Source organism: Comamonas squillarum (assembly GCF_025309455.1).
Classification (GTDB): domain Bacteria; phylum Pseudomonadota; class Gammaproteobacteria; order Burkholderiales; family Burkholderiaceae_C; genus Comamonas; species Comamonas squillarum.
The window spans coordinates 3658165-3674359 of record NZ_CP104377.1 but is presented as its reverse complement, the minus strand read 5'-3'; the positions used below and the strand labels follow the sequence as shown (position 1 = coordinate 3674359).

The window sequence follows — 16195 nt, the reverse complement described above, 5'->3', positions numbered from 1 at the left end:
ATTCTACTGTGCAGGGACGCCAGGGATTGCAGCCAAATGTCACTGCCTGGCGGGGGTTCCGCCTCTGAATGCCCTGGTTGCGCTGCTCCTGAACTGCCGACCACGGCCAACTACCGCATAAAACCCCAGTACCCGCGATAGCGGCCAATCCATGCCACACTCCCCGCCTATGTCTAGTTCCGAATGGGCCCGCAGCGCTGTTTCCGCCTTCGATCGCATGGTCAATGTCGAGGGTGGCTTTCGCTCGCGCCCCGGCCAGCGGCTGATGGCGGAGAAAGTGGCAGAGACTTTTGCAGCTGCCCAGCTGGGCAAGCTCGAAGAGGACGAAGAGCCGCAGCGCGCCATTGCGGTGATCCAGGCGGGCACGGGGGTGGGCAAGTCGCTCGCCTATGCGGTGCCGGCGATTGCGATGGCGCTGCAGCGTGGCACCCGGGTGCTGATTTCGACGGCCACCGTGGCGCTGCAGGAGCAGCTGGTGAACAAGGATTTACCGGCGCTGGCCCAGCAGATGGACCAGCCCTTCAAATACGCGCTGGCCAAGGGCCGGGGCCGCTATGTCTGCAAGCTCAAGCTCGAGCGCCTGGCCAGTGTGGCCCAGGGCGATGGTACGGAGGGCGGCGAGCCCATCGACGACGATTTCTTTCCCGAAGAAGCGGCGCAGGCACGCCAGTCGCAGCGCAGCCCGCAAGAAAACGCCGCGCGCCTGCAGTTCTACACCAGCATGGCCGATGCGCTGACCACCCGGGGCTGGGATGGCGACCGCGACAGCCTGGACACGCCGCCCGAGCCCGAGGTCTGGAGCCCGGTCGCGGCCGAAGGCAGCTCCTGCACCGGCAAGCACTGCCCGGTGTTTGGCAACTGCAGCTATTACGAAAAACGCAAGGACTTGGTCCAGGCCCAGGTGCTGGTGGCCAACCATGATTTATTGCTGTCGACCCTGGGCGCGCGTTTGCTGCCCGAGCTGGACAACTGCCTGCTGATCCTGGACGAGGCGCACCACCTGCCCGCCACTGCGCTGTCGCAGTTCGCCTGCGAGATGAACCTGAGCCAGCTCACCTGGATCGACAAGCTCGCCAGCCGCGCCCAGCGCGTGGGCGCCTTGGTGGAGGTCAGCGAGATTGCCGACATCCCGCGCCACTCGGGCCAGTTGCGCCAGCATCTGCAGGATTGCGCAAGGCTGTTGATGGATGAATACGGCGAGGGCATGCGCCAGCAGCTGCAGTCGGGCGGCCGGGGCCCGGCCCGCGTGCGCCTGCCCCGGGGCGAGCTGCCGCCCGCGCTGGTCGAGCCGCTGGCCCAGGCCGCGCACCATGCCAGCGCATTTCTGGATGTGCTGCAAGCGATCTCCAAGGCCCTGCGCTCGCAGATGCGCGACCGGCCCGACGAAGCCAAGCGCCTGTCCACCTTGTATGCCCAGGTGGGCAGCCTAGCCCCGCGCCTGGAGGCCGTGCATGACACCACCCAGCTGCTGCTGCAGGATGCGCCCCAGGGCAGCGTGCCGGCCGCCAAGTGGTTCACTCTGGATGTCGTGGGCGATTTTGTTGCGATAAAAGCCTATGCGAGCCCGGTGATTCCGGGCTCCACCTTGCGCCACCACCTCTGGAGCCAGGTGCGCGGCGCAGTGCTCACCTCGGCCACGCTCACCAGCGGTGGGCAGTTCGATTTCTTCTTGAGCGAATCGGGCCTGTACAACGATGCGGCCGTCTCGACCTTGGAGGTCGCCAGCCCCTTCAACTATGCCGAGCAAGGCAGTCTGATCGTCACCGAGACCCAGGCTGACCCGCGCACGCCCCAGCAGTTTGCCAACGAGATGGTCGATGCGCTGCTCGAAGACCTGGCCCAGGTGCAATCGGGCGGCCTGGTGCTGTTCACCTCGCGCGAGCAGATGCGCTTGGCCGTTGACGCACTACCCACCGCGATGCGCCAGCATGTGCTGGTGCAAAACACCTTGCCACGCAGCCAGCTGCTGCACCAGCACCGCGAGCGCGTGGCCGCTGGCCTGCCCAGCATCATCTTTGGCATGCAAAGCTTTGGCGAAGGGCTGGACCTGCCCGGCGCGCTGTGCGAATCGCTGTTCATCACCAAGCTGCCCTTTGCGCCGCCCGATGACCCGGTCGACGAGGCCCGCGCCGAATGGCTGAAGAACTCGGGCCGCGACCCTTTCAGCGAGATTGTGGTGCCCGCCACCGCCATTCGCCTGGCCCAGTGGGTCGGGCGCGCGATCCGCACCGAGGTGGACCAGGCCCATGTCTACTGCTACGACAAGCGCCTGGTGCGCACCGGCTATGGCCAGCGGCTGCTGGCCAGCTTGCCGCCTTTTACGCTGCAGCGCCGCACGGCCAGCGCTGCTTAGAGTCGCTAAAACGACCCAGCAAACCGAAGGTTTGCGGTTGAGACTAGGCGTCCCCGACTAGGCGCCGAGCTGCAGGCAGTACAGTAGTACGACAAGGCTCGGTAACGACGTATCAAGGGTTGTGTTACCGACTCTTAGTCCTTGGTGGGCGCCTCGCCCGGACTGCGCAGGTGCACGCCTTCGAGCGAAGGAGCCACCAGCGGCGGCAGCGGCGAGGCCACCGGCGCCCCAAAGCCTTCACCGTTTTGCCAGTCGCGCAAAAAGCCCTCGATCTCTTGCTGGCTCTGGCCAACAAAGTTCCACCAGATCATCACGCCGCCTTCATAGGGCGTGCCGCCCAGCAAGATGCAGCGGCTGCCGGCGCCGCATTGCAGATCTAGGCTGGTTTGGCCATCGGGCAGGTAGACCAGTTCATTGCTGGGGGCCGCCTCGCCATTGACCTGCACTTCGCCGTAGAGGCAGAGCACCGCGTATTCAAAATCGGGCCGCAACGCGAGGCTGGCGCTGCTGGCCTGCGCCGCTTCCATATCGACTGCTACCAGCGGGCTGTGCACCTCGGTGGGTGCCTGCTGGCCCAGCCAGTCTCCCGCCAGCACCGTCATCTGGATGCCCTGATCCTGCAGCCGGGGCAGCTGCGGGTAGTGCTGAAAACGCGGGGGCATAAAGCGCTGGTCCTTGGGCAGCGCAATCCACAGCTGCACCGCATGAAAGTCCGGCTTGCCCAGGCTCTCTTCCGAATGCGCAATACCCTTGCCAGCGGTCATCAGGTTGACTTGGCCAGGGCGGATCGGCTGCTCGCTGCCCAGGCTGTCGCGGTGCAGGATCTCGCCCTCGATCATCCAGGTGAAGGTCTGCAAACAGGTGTGGGGGTGTGGGCCCACCTGCATGCCGGGCCCGCTCTCAAAGTGCGAAGGACCCGCATGGTCCAGAAAACACCAGGCGCCCACCATGCGCCGTCCGCGCTGGGGCAGCGCGCGCAGCACCGGCACACCGCCCACATCCGCAACCCGCCCGGGGTAATGCCGCAAGGCCTTGTTATCGTTACTCATATTCCATCTCCTTCATCGGGGGCGGGTGCGCTTGCGCGAAGGCGCGCACATTCCGCCGAAACAGACCTACACATCACTGCCTTGCAGGTATGGTACAAACAAGTGGTGCGGAAGTGATGACCAGAGAGGGCGTCACTGCCACATATTCCAACGTGTTAGCGCCCGGCAGCAGCTGGCGCGACGACAGGCTCCCAGGGATTCGCTCTGGCAGCCGGTGCAACTCTCAGATTTGCCAGGTCGTGCTGGCGGCTTCCATGACTCCGGCTTGGCAACGCATGATGCCAGGCTGGAATTCGGTGCCCCCTCATTGAAAGGAGACAACCAATGACGACTCAACACTCCCACAACTACCCTGAGAACTTCAAGGCTCGCGTGGTAGGCATTGTTCAGCACCGCATCGGGGACGGTCAGCTCGAAACCATCCCAAGCCCCATGGAAGTCGATGTATCAACGGCCATCGCCAGCTTTGTGCTGTCCTGGACCATCGAAGGCCAACCCGTGACCGTGTCGCTGGCCAAGCCCGACTTTGACTACCATATCGACCACAACAATATCGTTGTGCAATAACGCGCCGTCAATCGCGCTCCAAAGCAAGCCTTCAGGGCCTGCTTTGACTCTCCGGGTGTCCGGCCAGCCTTCATGAGGCGTTAATACAGCCCAGCAAACCGAAGGTTTGCGGTTGAGACTAGGCGTCCCCGACTAGGCGTCCCCGACTAGGCGTCCCCGACTAGGCGTCAAGCCGCAGGCAGTACAGACGTACGACAAGGCTTGGCGCGGCCGGCCAGGCAACGACGTATCAAGGGCTGTACTAGCGTCTCTCAAGCCAGCGCCGTGACCACCCGCACCTCCCCCACCAACAACTTGTGCACCGGGCAGGCTTCTGCAATCTGCTGGAGGCGGCTGCGCTGCTCGTCGCTCAGATCGCCTTCGAGCTGAATGCGGCGCACGATGTCGTTGCCCGCTGCGGCGCCGCCATCGGGGTTCAGCGCCAGATCCACCTTCACCCCCGTCAGTGGCCAGGCCTTGCGCTGTGCATACATCTGCACCGTAATCGTCGTACAGGCACCCAGGGCCGACAGCAGCAGCTGCATGGGGCTGGGGGCCGTATCGCCACCGCCCACGGCCTGGGGCTCATCGCCATGCCATGCATGGCCTTGGGGGTTGTGCAAATCCACGCGGTAGTTGCTGGTCGTGCTCTGTGCCTGGGCTTGTGCCTGCTGCGCCATATCAGTAGATCTCCTCAAATTGATCAGGCAATATAGGTGTTTCTGCCAGACGGCGCTTGCAAACGGGCACAAAAAAACCAGCACGGTTGCCGGTGCTGGTTTTCTGGGTAGGGTGTGCCGTGCGCCGGGCCTGCGCCCGGGCCGCCCACCGCGCTTACTTGGCGGTGACGACGCGCACCATCTCCAGGCACTTGTTCGAGTAACCCCACTCGTTGTCGTACCAGGAGACGACCTTCACAAAGGTCTTGTCCAGGGCAATACCGGCTTCGGCATCGAACACCGAGGTGCAGGTCTCGCCACGGAAGTCGGTGGCCACGACCTTGTCTTCGGTGTAGCCCAGCACGCCCTTGAGCGCGCCTTGCGACTGGGCCTTCATCTCGGCGCAGATCTCTTCGTAGGTCGCTTCGCTGTTCAGCTCCACGGTCAGGTCGACCACGGACACGTCAGACGTAGGCACGCGGAAGGACATGCCGGTCAGCTTCTTGTTCAGCTCAGGAATCACCACGCCCACGGCCTTGGCTGCGCCCGTGCTCGATGGGATGATGTTTTCCAGAATGCCACGGCCGCCGCGCCAGTCCTTGTTCGAGGGGCCGTCCACGGTCTTTTGCGTGGCAGTGGCTGCGTGCACGGTGGTCATCAGGCCGCGCTTGATGCCCCACTTGTCGTTGAGCACCTTGGCCACAGGGGCCAGGCAGTTGGTGGTGCACGATGCGTTGGAGATGATCGCTTGACCGGCATAGGTCTTGCAGTTCACGCCAAACACGAACATGGGGGTGTCGTCCTTCGAGGGGGCCGACAGAATCACCTTCTTGGCGCCCGCATCGATGTGCTTTTGTGCCGTTTCCTTGGTCAGGAACAGGCCGGTCGATTCGATCACCACATCGGCGCCGACTTCGTCCCACTTCAGGTTGGCAGGGTCGCGCTCTTGCGTCAGGCGGATCTTCTTGCCGTTGACGATCAGGGTGTTGCCTTCGACGGCAATCGTGCCCTGGAAGCGGCCGTGCACGCTGTCGTACTGCAGCATGTAGGCCAGGTAGTCAGGCTCGAGCAGGTCGTTGATCGCAACGATTTCGATATCGGAAAAATTCTGCACCGCAGAGCGCAGCACATTGCGGCCGATACGGCCAAAGCCGTTGATGCCTACCTTGATTGCCATAGTGATCTCCAAGTAATGAAATGCCGCATGCCCGCCGGCCTGGGCCACGCTCGCTGCCGCTGGCGCCACTTGCCGGATGGGCCAGACCTGCCAAACCGCAGCCAGGGGCACGCTACAGAGAGCGGGCCGGGAAGGTGCGAGGAGAGGGCGGTCTGATTTTGCCGCGTATTGTAGAGAACACTGGCTGGGCCCTGGAATAGTGGGCCATTGCCAGCCCCCAGCCAGCTATCGCCGGCGTGACTACCGGCACGCAACAGCCGTTGGCGGCCCTGGCCCCCAGGCTGTGCAACAATCCTTGCCAGCACGGGGGCCCTCCCGGCATCCTTTCAACAGCCTGCAGCAACACTGCCCCAGATGGTGGGCCGCCTCACAAACGCCATGAGTCTGTCGCTCCCCTCTTCGCCTTCCAGCCTGCGCACGGCAGTCGTCATTCCCTGCTACAAGGTGACGCGCCATATCCTGGCGGTGATTGCCGAGATCGGCCCCGAGGTCGATGGCATCTATATCGTCGACGACTGCTGCCCCGATGGCAGTGGCCGCTTTGTGCAGGAACACTGCCCCGACGCGCGCGTGCGGGTGCTGTTCAACGAGCTCAACCTGGGCGTGGGCGGCGCGGTGATGGCGGGCTACCGCGCAGCGATTGCAGACGGCTATGGCGTGCTCGTCAAGATCGATGGCGACGGGCAGATGGACCCGACCCTGGTGCCCCGCTTTGTAGCCCCCATTGCCAGCGGCCGCGCCGATTACACCAAGGGCAATCGGTTTTTCAACCTGGAGAAGATCGCCCGCATGCCGCGCATCCGCATCTTTGGCAATGCGGTGCTGTCGTTCATGACCAAGTTCTCGTCGGGCTACTGGAGCAGCTTTGACCCCACCAATGGCTTTACCGCCATTGCCGCCAGTACGGCCGCGCAGCTGCCGCTGCACAAGATCAGCCAGCGCTATTTTTTCGAGACCGACATGCTGTTCCGGCTGAACACGGTGCGCGCGGTGGTTCTGGACATCCCCATCGATTCGCGCTACGAGGACGAGGTCAGCAACCTCAAGATCCACAAGGTGCTGACCGAGTTCATGAGCGGCCATCTGCGCAACTTCTGCAAGCGCATTTTCTACAACTACTATCTGCGCGGCATGTCCGTGGCCTCGCTGGAGCTGCCGCTGGGCCTGCTGCTCATCACCTGGGGCACCGTGTTTGGCCTGTTCCACTGGGTCCAGTCCATCGTCTCCAATGTGGCCACCACCGCGGGCACCGTCATGGTCAGCGCGCTGCCCATCATCCTGGGCGTGCAACTGGTGCTGGCCTTTATCGCGTTCGATGTGGCGTCCGAGCCCACGCAATCGCACCGCCACGACGGCGAAGGCCTGGGCCGATAAGCACTGCCCTGCCCGCTACGGCGATCACTCAGCAACAGGCATAAAAAACGCAGGGTGCAGGCCCTGCGGCCCGCATCCCTGCGTTATTGGTTGGTGAGGCGGTGCGCGTTTAACGCTTTTGCAGCGCCACTTGCACCGTGTTGGCCACGTTGTCGGCGGTAAAGCCAAAGTGCTCGAACAGCACGCCAGCGGGGGCCGATTCGCCATAGGAGTCAATACCCACTACGGCCGCGCAGCCGTACTTCCACCAGAAGTCGGTCACACCCATCTCGACGGCCACGCGTGGCAGGCCAGCGGGCAACACGCTGCGCTTGTAGGCCACGTCTTCGCGGTCGAAGGTGGTCGTGCTGGGCATCGAGACCACGCGCACAGCAATCTTGCGCTCGGCCAGCAGGCGCTGGGCCTTCAAGGCCAGCTGCACTTCCGAGCCGGTGGCGATGATCACGGCTTGCGCCTTCTTGTTCAGGCCGATATCCGAGGGCTCGGACAGCACATAGGCGCCGCGGCTGATGTTGCCGATCGCGTCGCCATTCTTGGGCGCATAAGGCAGGTTCTGGCGCGACAGCAGCAGCGCGGTGGGTTTGTTGCGGTTGGTCAGTGCCACGCTCCAGGCCACGGTGGTCTCTGCCGTATCAGCCGGGCGCCACACATCCAGGTTGGGGATCAGGCGCAGGCTGGCGGCGTGCTCGATCGACTGGTGGGTGGGGCCGTCTTCGCCCAGACCGATGGAGTCGTGGGTGAACACATGCACCACGCGGCGCTTCATCAGCGCTGCCATGCGGATGGCATTGCGGCTGTAGTCGCTGAAGGTCAGGAAGGTGCCACCGTAGGGGATGAAGCCGCCATGCAGCGCCACGCCATTCATGATGGCGGCCATGCCGAACTCGCGCACACCGTAGTTGATGTGGCGGCCGATCTTGCCGTCTTCGGTCTTGACCACGGCGCCGCTGTCGTCCACGCGGAAAGCGGGGGTCGACTTGGTGTTGGTCAGGTTGGAGCCGGTCAGGTCGGCCGAGCCGCCCAGCAGCTCAGGCATGGCAGCGGTAAAGGCTTCCAGCGCCAGCTGGCTGGCCTTGCGGCTGGCCACGGTCTCGCCCTGGGTGTGGGCCTGGGCCACGGCTTCCACGGCCACTTGGGCAAACTGCTTGGGCAGGTCGCCGGCCATGCGGCGCTTCAGTTCTGCGGCCAGCTCAGGGAAGGCCTTGGCATATTCGGCAAACTGCGCATCCCAGGTGGATTCGGCCTTGGCGCCAAAGGTCTTGTGGTCCCAGGCTTCGTAGACATCGGCCGGGATCTCGAACGGGGCCGAGGTCCAGCCCAGCGCGGCGCGGGTCAGGCCGATTTCTTCAGCGCCCAATGGCTCGCCGTGGGCCTTGCTGGTGTCCTGGCGGTTGGGGCTGCCCTTGCCGATGGAGGTCTTGCAGATGATGAACGTGGGCTTGTCTGCCACCTTCTTGGCCTTGGCAATCGCGTCGCTCACGGCCTTGGGGTCGTGGCCGTCGATCGGGCCGATCACGTTCCAGCCGTAGGCTTCAAAACGCTGGGCGCTGTTGTCCACAAACCAGGGCTGCACCTTGCCGTCGATGGAGATGCCGTTGTCGTCGTACAGCGCGATCAGCTTGTTGAGCTTCCAGGCGCCAGCCAGCGCGCAGGCTTCGTGGCTGATGCCTTCCATCAGGCAGCCATCGCCCAGGAACACATAGGTGTGGTGGTCCACCACATCGTGGCCGGGGCGGTTGAACTCAGCGGCCAGCAGCTTTTCTGCCAGCGCAAAGCCCACGGCATTGGTCACGCCCTGGCCCAGCGGGCCGGTGGTCGTCTCCACACCGGGGGTGATGTCCACTTCGGGGTGGCCCGGGGTCTTGCTGTGCAGCTGGCGGAAGTTCTTCAGCTCGCTGACCGGCAGGTCGTAGCCGGTCAGGTGCAGCAGCGCGTAAATCAGCATCGAGCCGTGGCCGTTCGACAGGATGAAACGGTCGCGGTTGATCCACTGGGGATTGAGCGGGTTGTGCTTGAGGTGCTTGCTCCACAAGGCCACTGCCATATCGGCCATGCCCATTGGCGCACCGGGGTGGCCGGAATTGGCTTGTTGAACGGCATCCATTGCGAGTGCGCGGATCGCATTCGCCATATTCTGATTGTTGACCATGGGAGTGGAGGAAGAAAAAAGCGACAAAGGCCGCATTTTAGCGGGCTGCCGTCTCACGCGTCCGGCATGGCAGTCTTGGCCTACGGCGGCGCAGGGCCACCGCCTACCCCAAGGGCTTGGGCAAACACTGACAATGCGCAAGCTATCGCCAATAAAATTCTATTAGTATTATTCATACTGACTATCGTTTGTCAGCTACCGCTTGAAAGGATTGACCATGCAACGCACCCTCTCCACCACCGCTCTGGCCTTGACGCTCGCCCTGGCATCGCTGAGTGGCAGCGCCCTGGCCAGCACCGCCGACAAGATCGCCGCCGTGCAAGCGGCACGCTTCGACCTGGCCCAAGCCATCCAGAGCGCGCAGAGCCAGCATGGCCTCAAGGTGCTCAAGGCCGAGATCGATACCAAGAAAAAGCAGCCCATCTACGAAGTCAGCGGCATCAACGCCCAGGGCCGTGAGATCAAGCTCAAGTTCAGCGCGCTGGACGCCGCCAAGGTCATGGAAAACAAGGACGATGGCGCCGCCGAGAAAAAGGACAACGACCGCCTGGCTGCCGCCAAGATCGGCATCAACGACGCCATTGCCACCGCCTTGAAGCACACCCCCGGCAAGGCCATTGACGTGGACCTGGACGACCACCTGGGCGTGCTGACCTATGACGTCAAGATCCTCAACGCGGCCAATACCGAGGTGGAAGTGCGCGTCAACGCGGTTGAAGGCAATATCCACCAATAAACGGCTTTAAAAGCAAGACGCCAAGGCCAGCTCCCGTGCTGGCCTTTTTTGCGTCCGGGGTTTGGACTCAGACCAAAGCTTGCGCCATGTACTGCGCATCCTCGCCATAGCTCAGCAAGGCCTCACGCTCCTGTGCCGACCAGGGCAGCAGCGCTGCATAGCCTTTGCGCTGCCAATACGGCTGCGAGCCCATCACCGACACCAGCGCCGAGTAACGCAGCCCATCGGCCTGCGCTTGTTGCAGCATCGCCTGCAGCAGCGCGGAGGCCAGGCCCTCGCCGGCCCGCTCGGGCGTGACGGCCATGTCATGCAGGTACAGCGTGTCGGCTGCCGATGCACAGGCAAAGCCGCCATGCAGCGGTGTTACCTTGCCCAACACGGAGCGGTAGGCCGCCAGATAGGCCAGCACCTGGCCTTGCTGCACGGCCACCAGCGAGCACTGCACAGGGCTGGCCAGCCGCGCTGCATACAGCGCGGCACTCTCCATAAAGTCCGCGCCATAGCAGGCCAGCTGCACCTGCATCAGGCCATCGAGGTGCTGCGCGGTCAGGGGTTCAAGGGACCAAAGGGGCTGGTCGTTGGAATGAAAACGCATCGGCCCATTGTCGGCGATGCGGCAGCCATCACATCAGGCCAAGGGCGCCAGTGGCTGGGCGGTCGATGCCGGCACCGCCGTGCGCGCCGCATTCATCACCATCGACAGCAGGCTGTAGTAGCCATTGATGCCGATCAGGTCCATCACGCCCTGGTCGCCCAACAGCTGCTGGGCCCGCGCCCAGGTGGCATCGCTCACCTGGCGCTGCTGGTGCAGCTCGATGCAGAAGTCATGCACAACGGCCTCATCCTCAGGCATCGCATCGGGGCGGCGGCCTTGGGCCACGGCGTCCACGGTGGCCTGGCTCAGGCCTTCGCGCAGTGCAATCGGCGCATGGATGGCCCATTCCACCTGCTGCGTCCACTGGCGGGCCGTGACCAGGATGGCCAGCTCGGTCAGGCGCAGGCCGATGGCGCTGCGGTAGCGCAGGTACTCGCCCAGGCGCTGGGTGTGGTCCATCAGCTCGGGGCTGCGCAGCAAGGGCACAAAGGGCGATATCAGCGCGCCGCGCGGGCCATCGATGATGGGCTGGGCATAGCGGCGCTGCTCTTCGCTCCAGGTCTCGGGGGGCAAGGGCGGCATGCGGTCCTGGAAGGGCGTCATCGGGCAGGTTCTTTCAGATCGTTTCGGGGGCGTGTTCAGGCGGCTACCGGTTGCTGAGCCAGCACTTTGTCGATGGCATCGCCCAGGCGCTCGACCACCTGGTCCAGCTCGGCCTCGCCGCTGATAAAGGGCGGCGCCAGCAGCACATGGTCGCCATGCAGGCCATCGATCGTGCCACCCATCGGGTAGCACAGCAAGCCCTGCTCCATCGCCTGCGCCTTGACCTTGGCATGCAGCTTGAACGCCGGGTCAAACGTCGCCTTGCTGCTGCGGTCCTGCACCAGCTCCACGCCCCAGAACAGGCCCCGGCCCCGGATATCACCGACATGCGGGTGCTCGTCAAAACGCGCATGCAGCTGCTTTTGCAGATAGGCGCCGCGTGCCAGCACCTGGGGCAGCAACTGGTCGCGCTGTATCACCTGCTGCACCGCCAGCGCAGCGGCCGCCGCCATCGCATGGCCGATATAGGTGTGGCCATGCTGGAACAGGCCACTGCCGCGCCGCATCGCCTCCACAATCTTGCGCTGGGCCAGCACCGCGCCAATCGGCTGGTAGCCGCCGCCCAGGCCTTTGGCAATGGTCATCAGATCGGGGCTGATGCCCTCTTGCTCGACCGCATGCAAGCTGCCGGTGCGGCCCATGCCGCACATCACCTCGTCGGCAATCAGCAAGATGCCATAGCGGTCGCACAGCGCGCGCAGGCCTTGCCAGTAGCCGGCAGGGGCGGCCACCGCGCCCAGGGTCGCACCCACCACGGGCTCGGCGACAAAGGCGATCACCTTGTCCGGGCCCAGCTCTTGGAACTTGGCATCGATCTCGGCCAGCAAACGCGCCACATAGGCGGGCTGGCTCTCGCCGTCCAGGCGGTCGCGGTATTCATAGGCGGGGGCCACGCGCCCCACGTCCATCAGGATGGGGGCAAACTGCTTGCGGCGCCATTCATTGCCGCCCACGGCCAAGGCACCCAAGGTGTTGCCGTGGTAGCTTTGGCGGCGCGCGACAAAGTGCGTGCGCTCGGGCTGGCCGATCTCGACAAAATACTGGCGCGCCATTTTCAGCGCGGCCTCGACCGCCTCGGAGCCGCCGGAGACAAAGTAGACATCGGTCATGCCCCCGGGCGCATGCGCGACCAGGTGGTCGGCCAGCGCCTCTTGCACCTCGGTGGTGAAAAAGCTGGTGTGGGCATAGGCCAGCTGGTCGAGCTGGCGGTGCATCGCTGCCAGCACATCCGGGTGGGCATGGCCCAGGCACGACACGGCTGCCCCGCCACTGGCATCCAGGTAGGCCTTACCGGCCTGGTCAAACAATTCCACGCCTTTGCCGCCGACCGCAACAAGAGGAACCTGGGCCAGAGAACGATGGATGACATGGCTCATGCGAGCACTCCTTCACAATGCGTCACCAGCCCTGCGCCGGCAGCGATACGCACAGTATAAGGATCATTTGTAATTTTTCAATAGATTAATGGATCATTTGCTCCATTTCCACCTATTTCTGTTCCCAGGCTTCCCCTTCCCTCCCTGTCGCTATCCGTTCAACGCAAGCCGCCTACATAGCGCTTGGCCGAGGCCACCAGCCCCTGCGGTGCAGCCGGATCGCTGGCAGGGGCCGGCGCCGCTGGGGCGGGTGCGCCCGGCAGGCTGGCCGCAAAGCGCTGCGCCAGGCGCTCCAGCTCCGCATCCTGGTTGGCCAGCGCATGGCTCAGCGCAAAGCGCGCCATCGCCTGGCCGTAGGCGGTATCGCTGGCCATCCACTCGGTATCGGTCACCCGGCCCGTCTTGCGGCGCAGCGCCACATGCAAATGCGCGGCGATGGCCAGGCGTTCACTGTCGTTCATACAAGCTCCTCCATGGCAGAACCTGAGGGGCAGGCGGCAGGCACAGAGCGCTGCTGCCTGGTGGCCCGGCGGCACCCGGTGGCGCCGGGCCTATCACGCTAGTTTTGGCTTTCCTGGTGCAGGCTGATATCCAGCCCATCGATCTCCTGCTGCGCCGTCACCCGCAAAGGCAGAACCACGCGGATAACGGTCAGCAAAATGGCAGTGCCCGCCGCGCTGTAAATAGCCACGGCCGCCACGGCCACCAGCTGGTTGAGAACCGTGGCATCCACGCCGGCAATGGCGCGGTCGGCAAACAAGGCGGTGAGCAGCGAGCCGGCAATGCCGCCCACGCCGTGCACGCCAAACACATCGAGCGAGTCGTCCACACCCAGGCGGCGCTTGAGCCAGGTGGCGCCCCAAAAGCAGGCTACGCCAGCCATCAGGCCGATGGCGACTGCGCCGCCCACCTGTACAAAACCGGCCGCCGGTGTGATGGCCACTAGACCGCCAATCAGGCCCGAGAGCACGCCCAGCAAGGTGGGCGCGCCGCGCACCCACCACTCGACCAGCATCCAGGACAGCGCGCCGGCAGCAGCGGCCACCATGGTCACCAGCATCGCCAGCGCCGCACGGCCATCGGCCGACAGGGCAGAGCCCGCGTTAAAGCCAAACCAGCCAATCAGCAGCAGCGCGGCACCCATCGCCGTCCAGCCCAGGCTGTGCGGCTCAAAGGCCTGGCGGCCATAGCCCTGGCGCCGGCCCAGCATGGCCGCGCAGACGAGGGCCGAGACGCCCGCATTGACGTGCACCACCGCGCCACCGGCAAAGTCCAGCGCGCCCAGCTTGTTGAGCCAGCCATCGCTCTCCCAGACCCAGTGGGCGACCGGCGCATAGACCAGCACGCTCCACAGCGCCGAGAACAGCAGCAGCGCCGAAAAGCGCATGCGCTCGACCACGGCGCCAATGATCAAGGTGGTGGTGATGACGGCAAAGGCCATCTGGAACAGCGCATAGAGCGACTCGGGCAGATGGGGCGCCAGGTGGCTGACCGACACGGTGCCCGCTGCCGCATCCAGGCGCATCGATGAGAACCAGGCCCGGTCCAGCCCGCCCAGCCAGGCCGTGGACTTGCTGAAGGCCAGCGAGTAGCCCAGCGCAAACCAGGTGAGTGACACCACCGCCGCCACCGCAAACACGGCCACCACCGTGTTGACCACGTTCTTGCGCCGCACCAACCCGGCATAGAAGAGCGCAATGCCCGGCAGTGTCATCAGCAACACCAGCACCGTAGAGACCAAGAGCCAGGCCGTATCGGCCTTGTCAATCGCAGCCATCTGCACCATTTGCATGCCATCCCCTTTTTACGTTGTCATCCATTGCGGGTTTGTTTCAAAAGGTAGCAGTTTCTATGCCATGGAGCGGGAAAGCGCCTGGATACGCGGTCTGCGGGCATGCGCAGGGGTGGCCAGGCCGCCGGCCTATGCCCGATCGCACCACATCGGTGCCATGGGCCTTGGAGCAGCCACCAACGGAAAACCGGCGCATGCATCGCTGCAGGCGCCGGTTCTGTCTGAGGGGACTACAACGGAATTCAGTCCGCAGCCAACACCTTGCCCGGGTTCATCAGCCCCAGCGGATCGAGCGCCTGCTTGATCGCCCGCATGGCGGCCAGCTCCTGCGGCGTGCGGCTAAAGCCCAGGTAGGGCATCTTGTGCAGGCCAATGCCATGCTCGGCCGATACGCTGCCCTGGAACTGCTGCACCAGGCCGTACAGCACGGCCTCCAGCGCCTCGTCCTCACCGCCAATGGTTTTGCTGTCGGTCGTGACATGCAGGTTGCCGTCGCCCACATGGCCAAAGAACAGGCTGTGGTGACCAGGCCAGCGCGCATCAAAGGCGGCGCGGCAGGCCGCAGCAAAGTGGCCAATATCCACCTGGGGCAGGCTGACGTCAAAGTTCACCGGCGGGTGCATGTGCGCGGTCATCTCGGCCGGTGCCTCGCGCAGCTTCCACAGGCTTTTGGCCTGCTCGCTCGACTGCGCAATCACTGCATCCACCACCTCACCGGCCTCCATGGCCTCGCCCAGGGCCTCTTCCACCGCAGCGCGCAGCGCAGCCTCGTCCTTGCCATCCACATCGATCAGCGCCTGCAGCGGGTGCTGCTGGGCAAACGCCGGCTGCAGCTTTTGCCACTGGATGGAGGTCTGCACAAAGTCGCTCCACATCAGCTCGAACGCGGCCACGCTGTTGCCAAAACGGGCCTGCATGCGCGCCAGCACCGCCAGCGCCTCGTCAAAGCCCGGCAGCGCCACCATGCAGGTGGCCTTGGCCTGGGGGGCGGGCCGCAGGCGCAGCAGCACGCGGGTGATGATGCCCAAGGTGCCTTCGGCACCGATAAAGAACTGCTTGAGGTCGTAGCCGGTGTTGTTCTTCAGCATGGGGCGCAGCATCGGCAGCACCGTGCCATCTGCCAGCACCACCTCCAGCCCCAGCACCTGCTCGCGCATCATGCCGTTTTGCAGCACGCCATTGCCGCCCGCATTGGTCGAGACATTGCCGCCAATCTGGCAGCTGCCGCGCGCGCCCAGGTCCACGCCAAACACCCAGCCCGCCGCCACGGCCGCTTCCTGCACCGCCTGCAGGGTGACGCCGGCCTGCACCGTCATCAGGCCGGTGCGTGCATTCACGTCCTCGATCTGCTGCATGCGGTCGAAAGCCACCGCCACGCCCTGGGCCACTGGCACGGCCGCGCCGGCCAGGCCGGTCAGCCCGCCCTGGGGCACCACGGGCACCCGGTGGGCATGGCAGATGCGCAGCAAGGCGCTGACCTCTTCGGTGCTGCGCGGGCGCAGCAGCGCCCGCGGCGGCACCGGCGGGGTTCCGCTCCAGTCGGTCCAGTACTTCTCGGGGATGGCGCCCGCGCCGCGCGAAAAGCCGTTGGGGCCCAGCGCTTGCTCAAGATCGGTCCAGAAAGCCGCCGCAGGAGCGGCTGCCGCGTTGTCGGTGCGAGAGGTAGTCATAGACCGCTATTGTCGGGCGGTTTGCCTGACAGGCGCGGCCCGCCAGCAGCAAAACCTGCTGGGCCACTACAGCAAAAAACGGCATCCCAGGCCTGCCGTGCAAGCCCTGGATACCG

14 protein-coding genes are annotated in these 16195 nt (G+C 64.7%); 4 read left to right on the top strand and 10 right to left on the bottom strand.

What is annotated here, in order from left to right:
• The first annotated feature begins 169 nt into the window (after positions 1–169).
• Complete coding sequence (gene dinG / locus N4T19_RS16980) at positions 170–2353, top strand: ATP-dependent DNA helicase DinG (protein WP_260718592.1); 2184 nt, start codon at positions 170–172, stop codon at positions 2351–2353.
• A 134-nt stretch (positions 2354–2487) separates the two neighbouring features.
• Here dinG and N4T19_RS16975 read toward each other — a convergent pair whose 3' ends face one another.
• Positions 2488–3402: a pirin family protein gene (locus tag N4T19_RS16975; protein WP_116925423.1), complete on the bottom strand. Its 915-nt coding sequence runs from the start codon at positions 3400–3402 to the stop codon at positions 2488–2490.
• 324 nt (positions 3403–3726) lie between these two features.
• Here N4T19_RS16975 and N4T19_RS16970 point away from each other — a divergent pair, with 324 nt between their 5' ends.
• Positions 3727–3969, top strand: a complete 243-nt coding sequence (locus N4T19_RS16970; RefSeq protein ID WP_021026201.1) for a hypothetical protein — start codon at positions 3727–3729, stop codon at positions 3967–3969.
• Between the two features lie 251 nt (positions 3970–4220).
• Here N4T19_RS16970 and N4T19_RS16965 read toward each other — a convergent pair whose 3' ends face one another.
• Both N4T19_RS16965 and gap read right to left on the bottom strand, forming a co-directional pair.
• Entirely contained in the window at positions 4221–4628 is a 408-nt protein-coding gene (locus N4T19_RS16965) for an OsmC family protein (RefSeq protein WP_116925422.1), read from the bottom strand.
• Between the two features lie 154 nt (positions 4629–4782).
• Positions 4783–5784, bottom strand: coding sequence for a type I glyceraldehyde-3-phosphate dehydrogenase (gap, locus tag N4T19_RS16960; protein ID WP_021026203.1), 1002 nt, complete (start codon positions 5782–5784; stop codon positions 4783–4785).
• 378 nt (positions 5785–6162) lie between these two features.
• On the opposite strand from gap, the gene N4T19_RS16955 reads away from it, so the two are divergent.
• On the top strand, positions 6163–7158 hold the full coding sequence (locus N4T19_RS16955; protein WP_116925523.1) for a glycosyltransferase family 2 protein: 996 nt from the start codon (positions 6163–6165) through the stop codon (positions 7156–7158).
• A gap of 109 nt (positions 7159–7267) precedes the next feature.
• Here N4T19_RS16955 and tkt read toward each other — a convergent pair whose 3' ends face one another.
• The gene (tkt, locus tag N4T19_RS16950) at positions 7268–9307 is read right to left on the bottom strand and encodes a transketolase (protein WP_182344451.1); all 2040 of its coding nucleotides are present in this window, start codon (positions 9305–9307) and stop codon (positions 7268–7270) included.
• Positions 9308–9524: 217 nt separating this feature from the next.
• On the opposite strand from tkt, the gene N4T19_RS16945 reads away from it, so the two are divergent.
• Complete coding sequence (locus tag N4T19_RS16945; RefSeq protein WP_260718591.1) at positions 9525–10043, top strand: PepSY domain-containing protein; 519 nt, start codon at positions 9525–9527, stop codon at positions 10041–10043.
• A 67-nt stretch (positions 10044–10110) separates the two neighbouring features.
• Here the strand turns inward: N4T19_RS16945 and N4T19_RS16940 are convergent, their stop codons facing one another.
• The 6 genes from N4T19_RS16940 to N4T19_RS16915 form a co-directional block, all read right to left on the bottom strand.
• Positions 10111–10638: a GNAT family N-acetyltransferase gene (locus N4T19_RS16940; RefSeq protein ID WP_260718590.1), complete on the bottom strand. Its 528-nt coding sequence runs from the start codon at positions 10636–10638 to the stop codon at positions 10111–10113.
• Between the two features lie 33 nt (positions 10639–10671).
• Positions 10672–11241, bottom strand: a complete 570-nt coding sequence (locus tag N4T19_RS16935; protein ID WP_260718589.1) for a carboxymuconolactone decarboxylase family protein — start codon at positions 11239–11241, stop codon at positions 10672–10674.
• A 35-nt stretch (positions 11242–11276) separates the two neighbouring features.
• Positions 11277–12617: an aspartate aminotransferase family protein gene (locus tag N4T19_RS16930; protein WP_260718588.1), complete on the bottom strand. Its 1341-nt coding sequence runs from the start codon at positions 12615–12617 to the stop codon at positions 11277–11279.
• A 158-nt stretch (positions 12618–12775) separates the two neighbouring features.
• Complete coding sequence (locus N4T19_RS16925; protein ID WP_116925416.1) at positions 12776–13078, bottom strand: hypothetical protein; 303 nt, start codon at positions 13076–13078, stop codon at positions 12776–12778.
• A 98-nt stretch (positions 13079–13176) separates the two neighbouring features.
• On the bottom strand, positions 13177–14409 hold the full coding sequence (locus tag N4T19_RS16920; protein ID WP_116925415.1) for an ammonium transporter: 1233 nt from the start codon (positions 14407–14409) through the stop codon (positions 13177–13179).
• A gap of 242 nt (positions 14410–14651) precedes the next feature.
• A complete protein-coding gene (locus tag N4T19_RS16915; protein WP_260718587.1) occupies positions 14652–16079 on the bottom strand; it encodes an FAD-binding oxidoreductase in 1428 nt (475 codons plus the stop codon).
• Positions 16080–16195 lie beyond the last annotated feature (116 nt).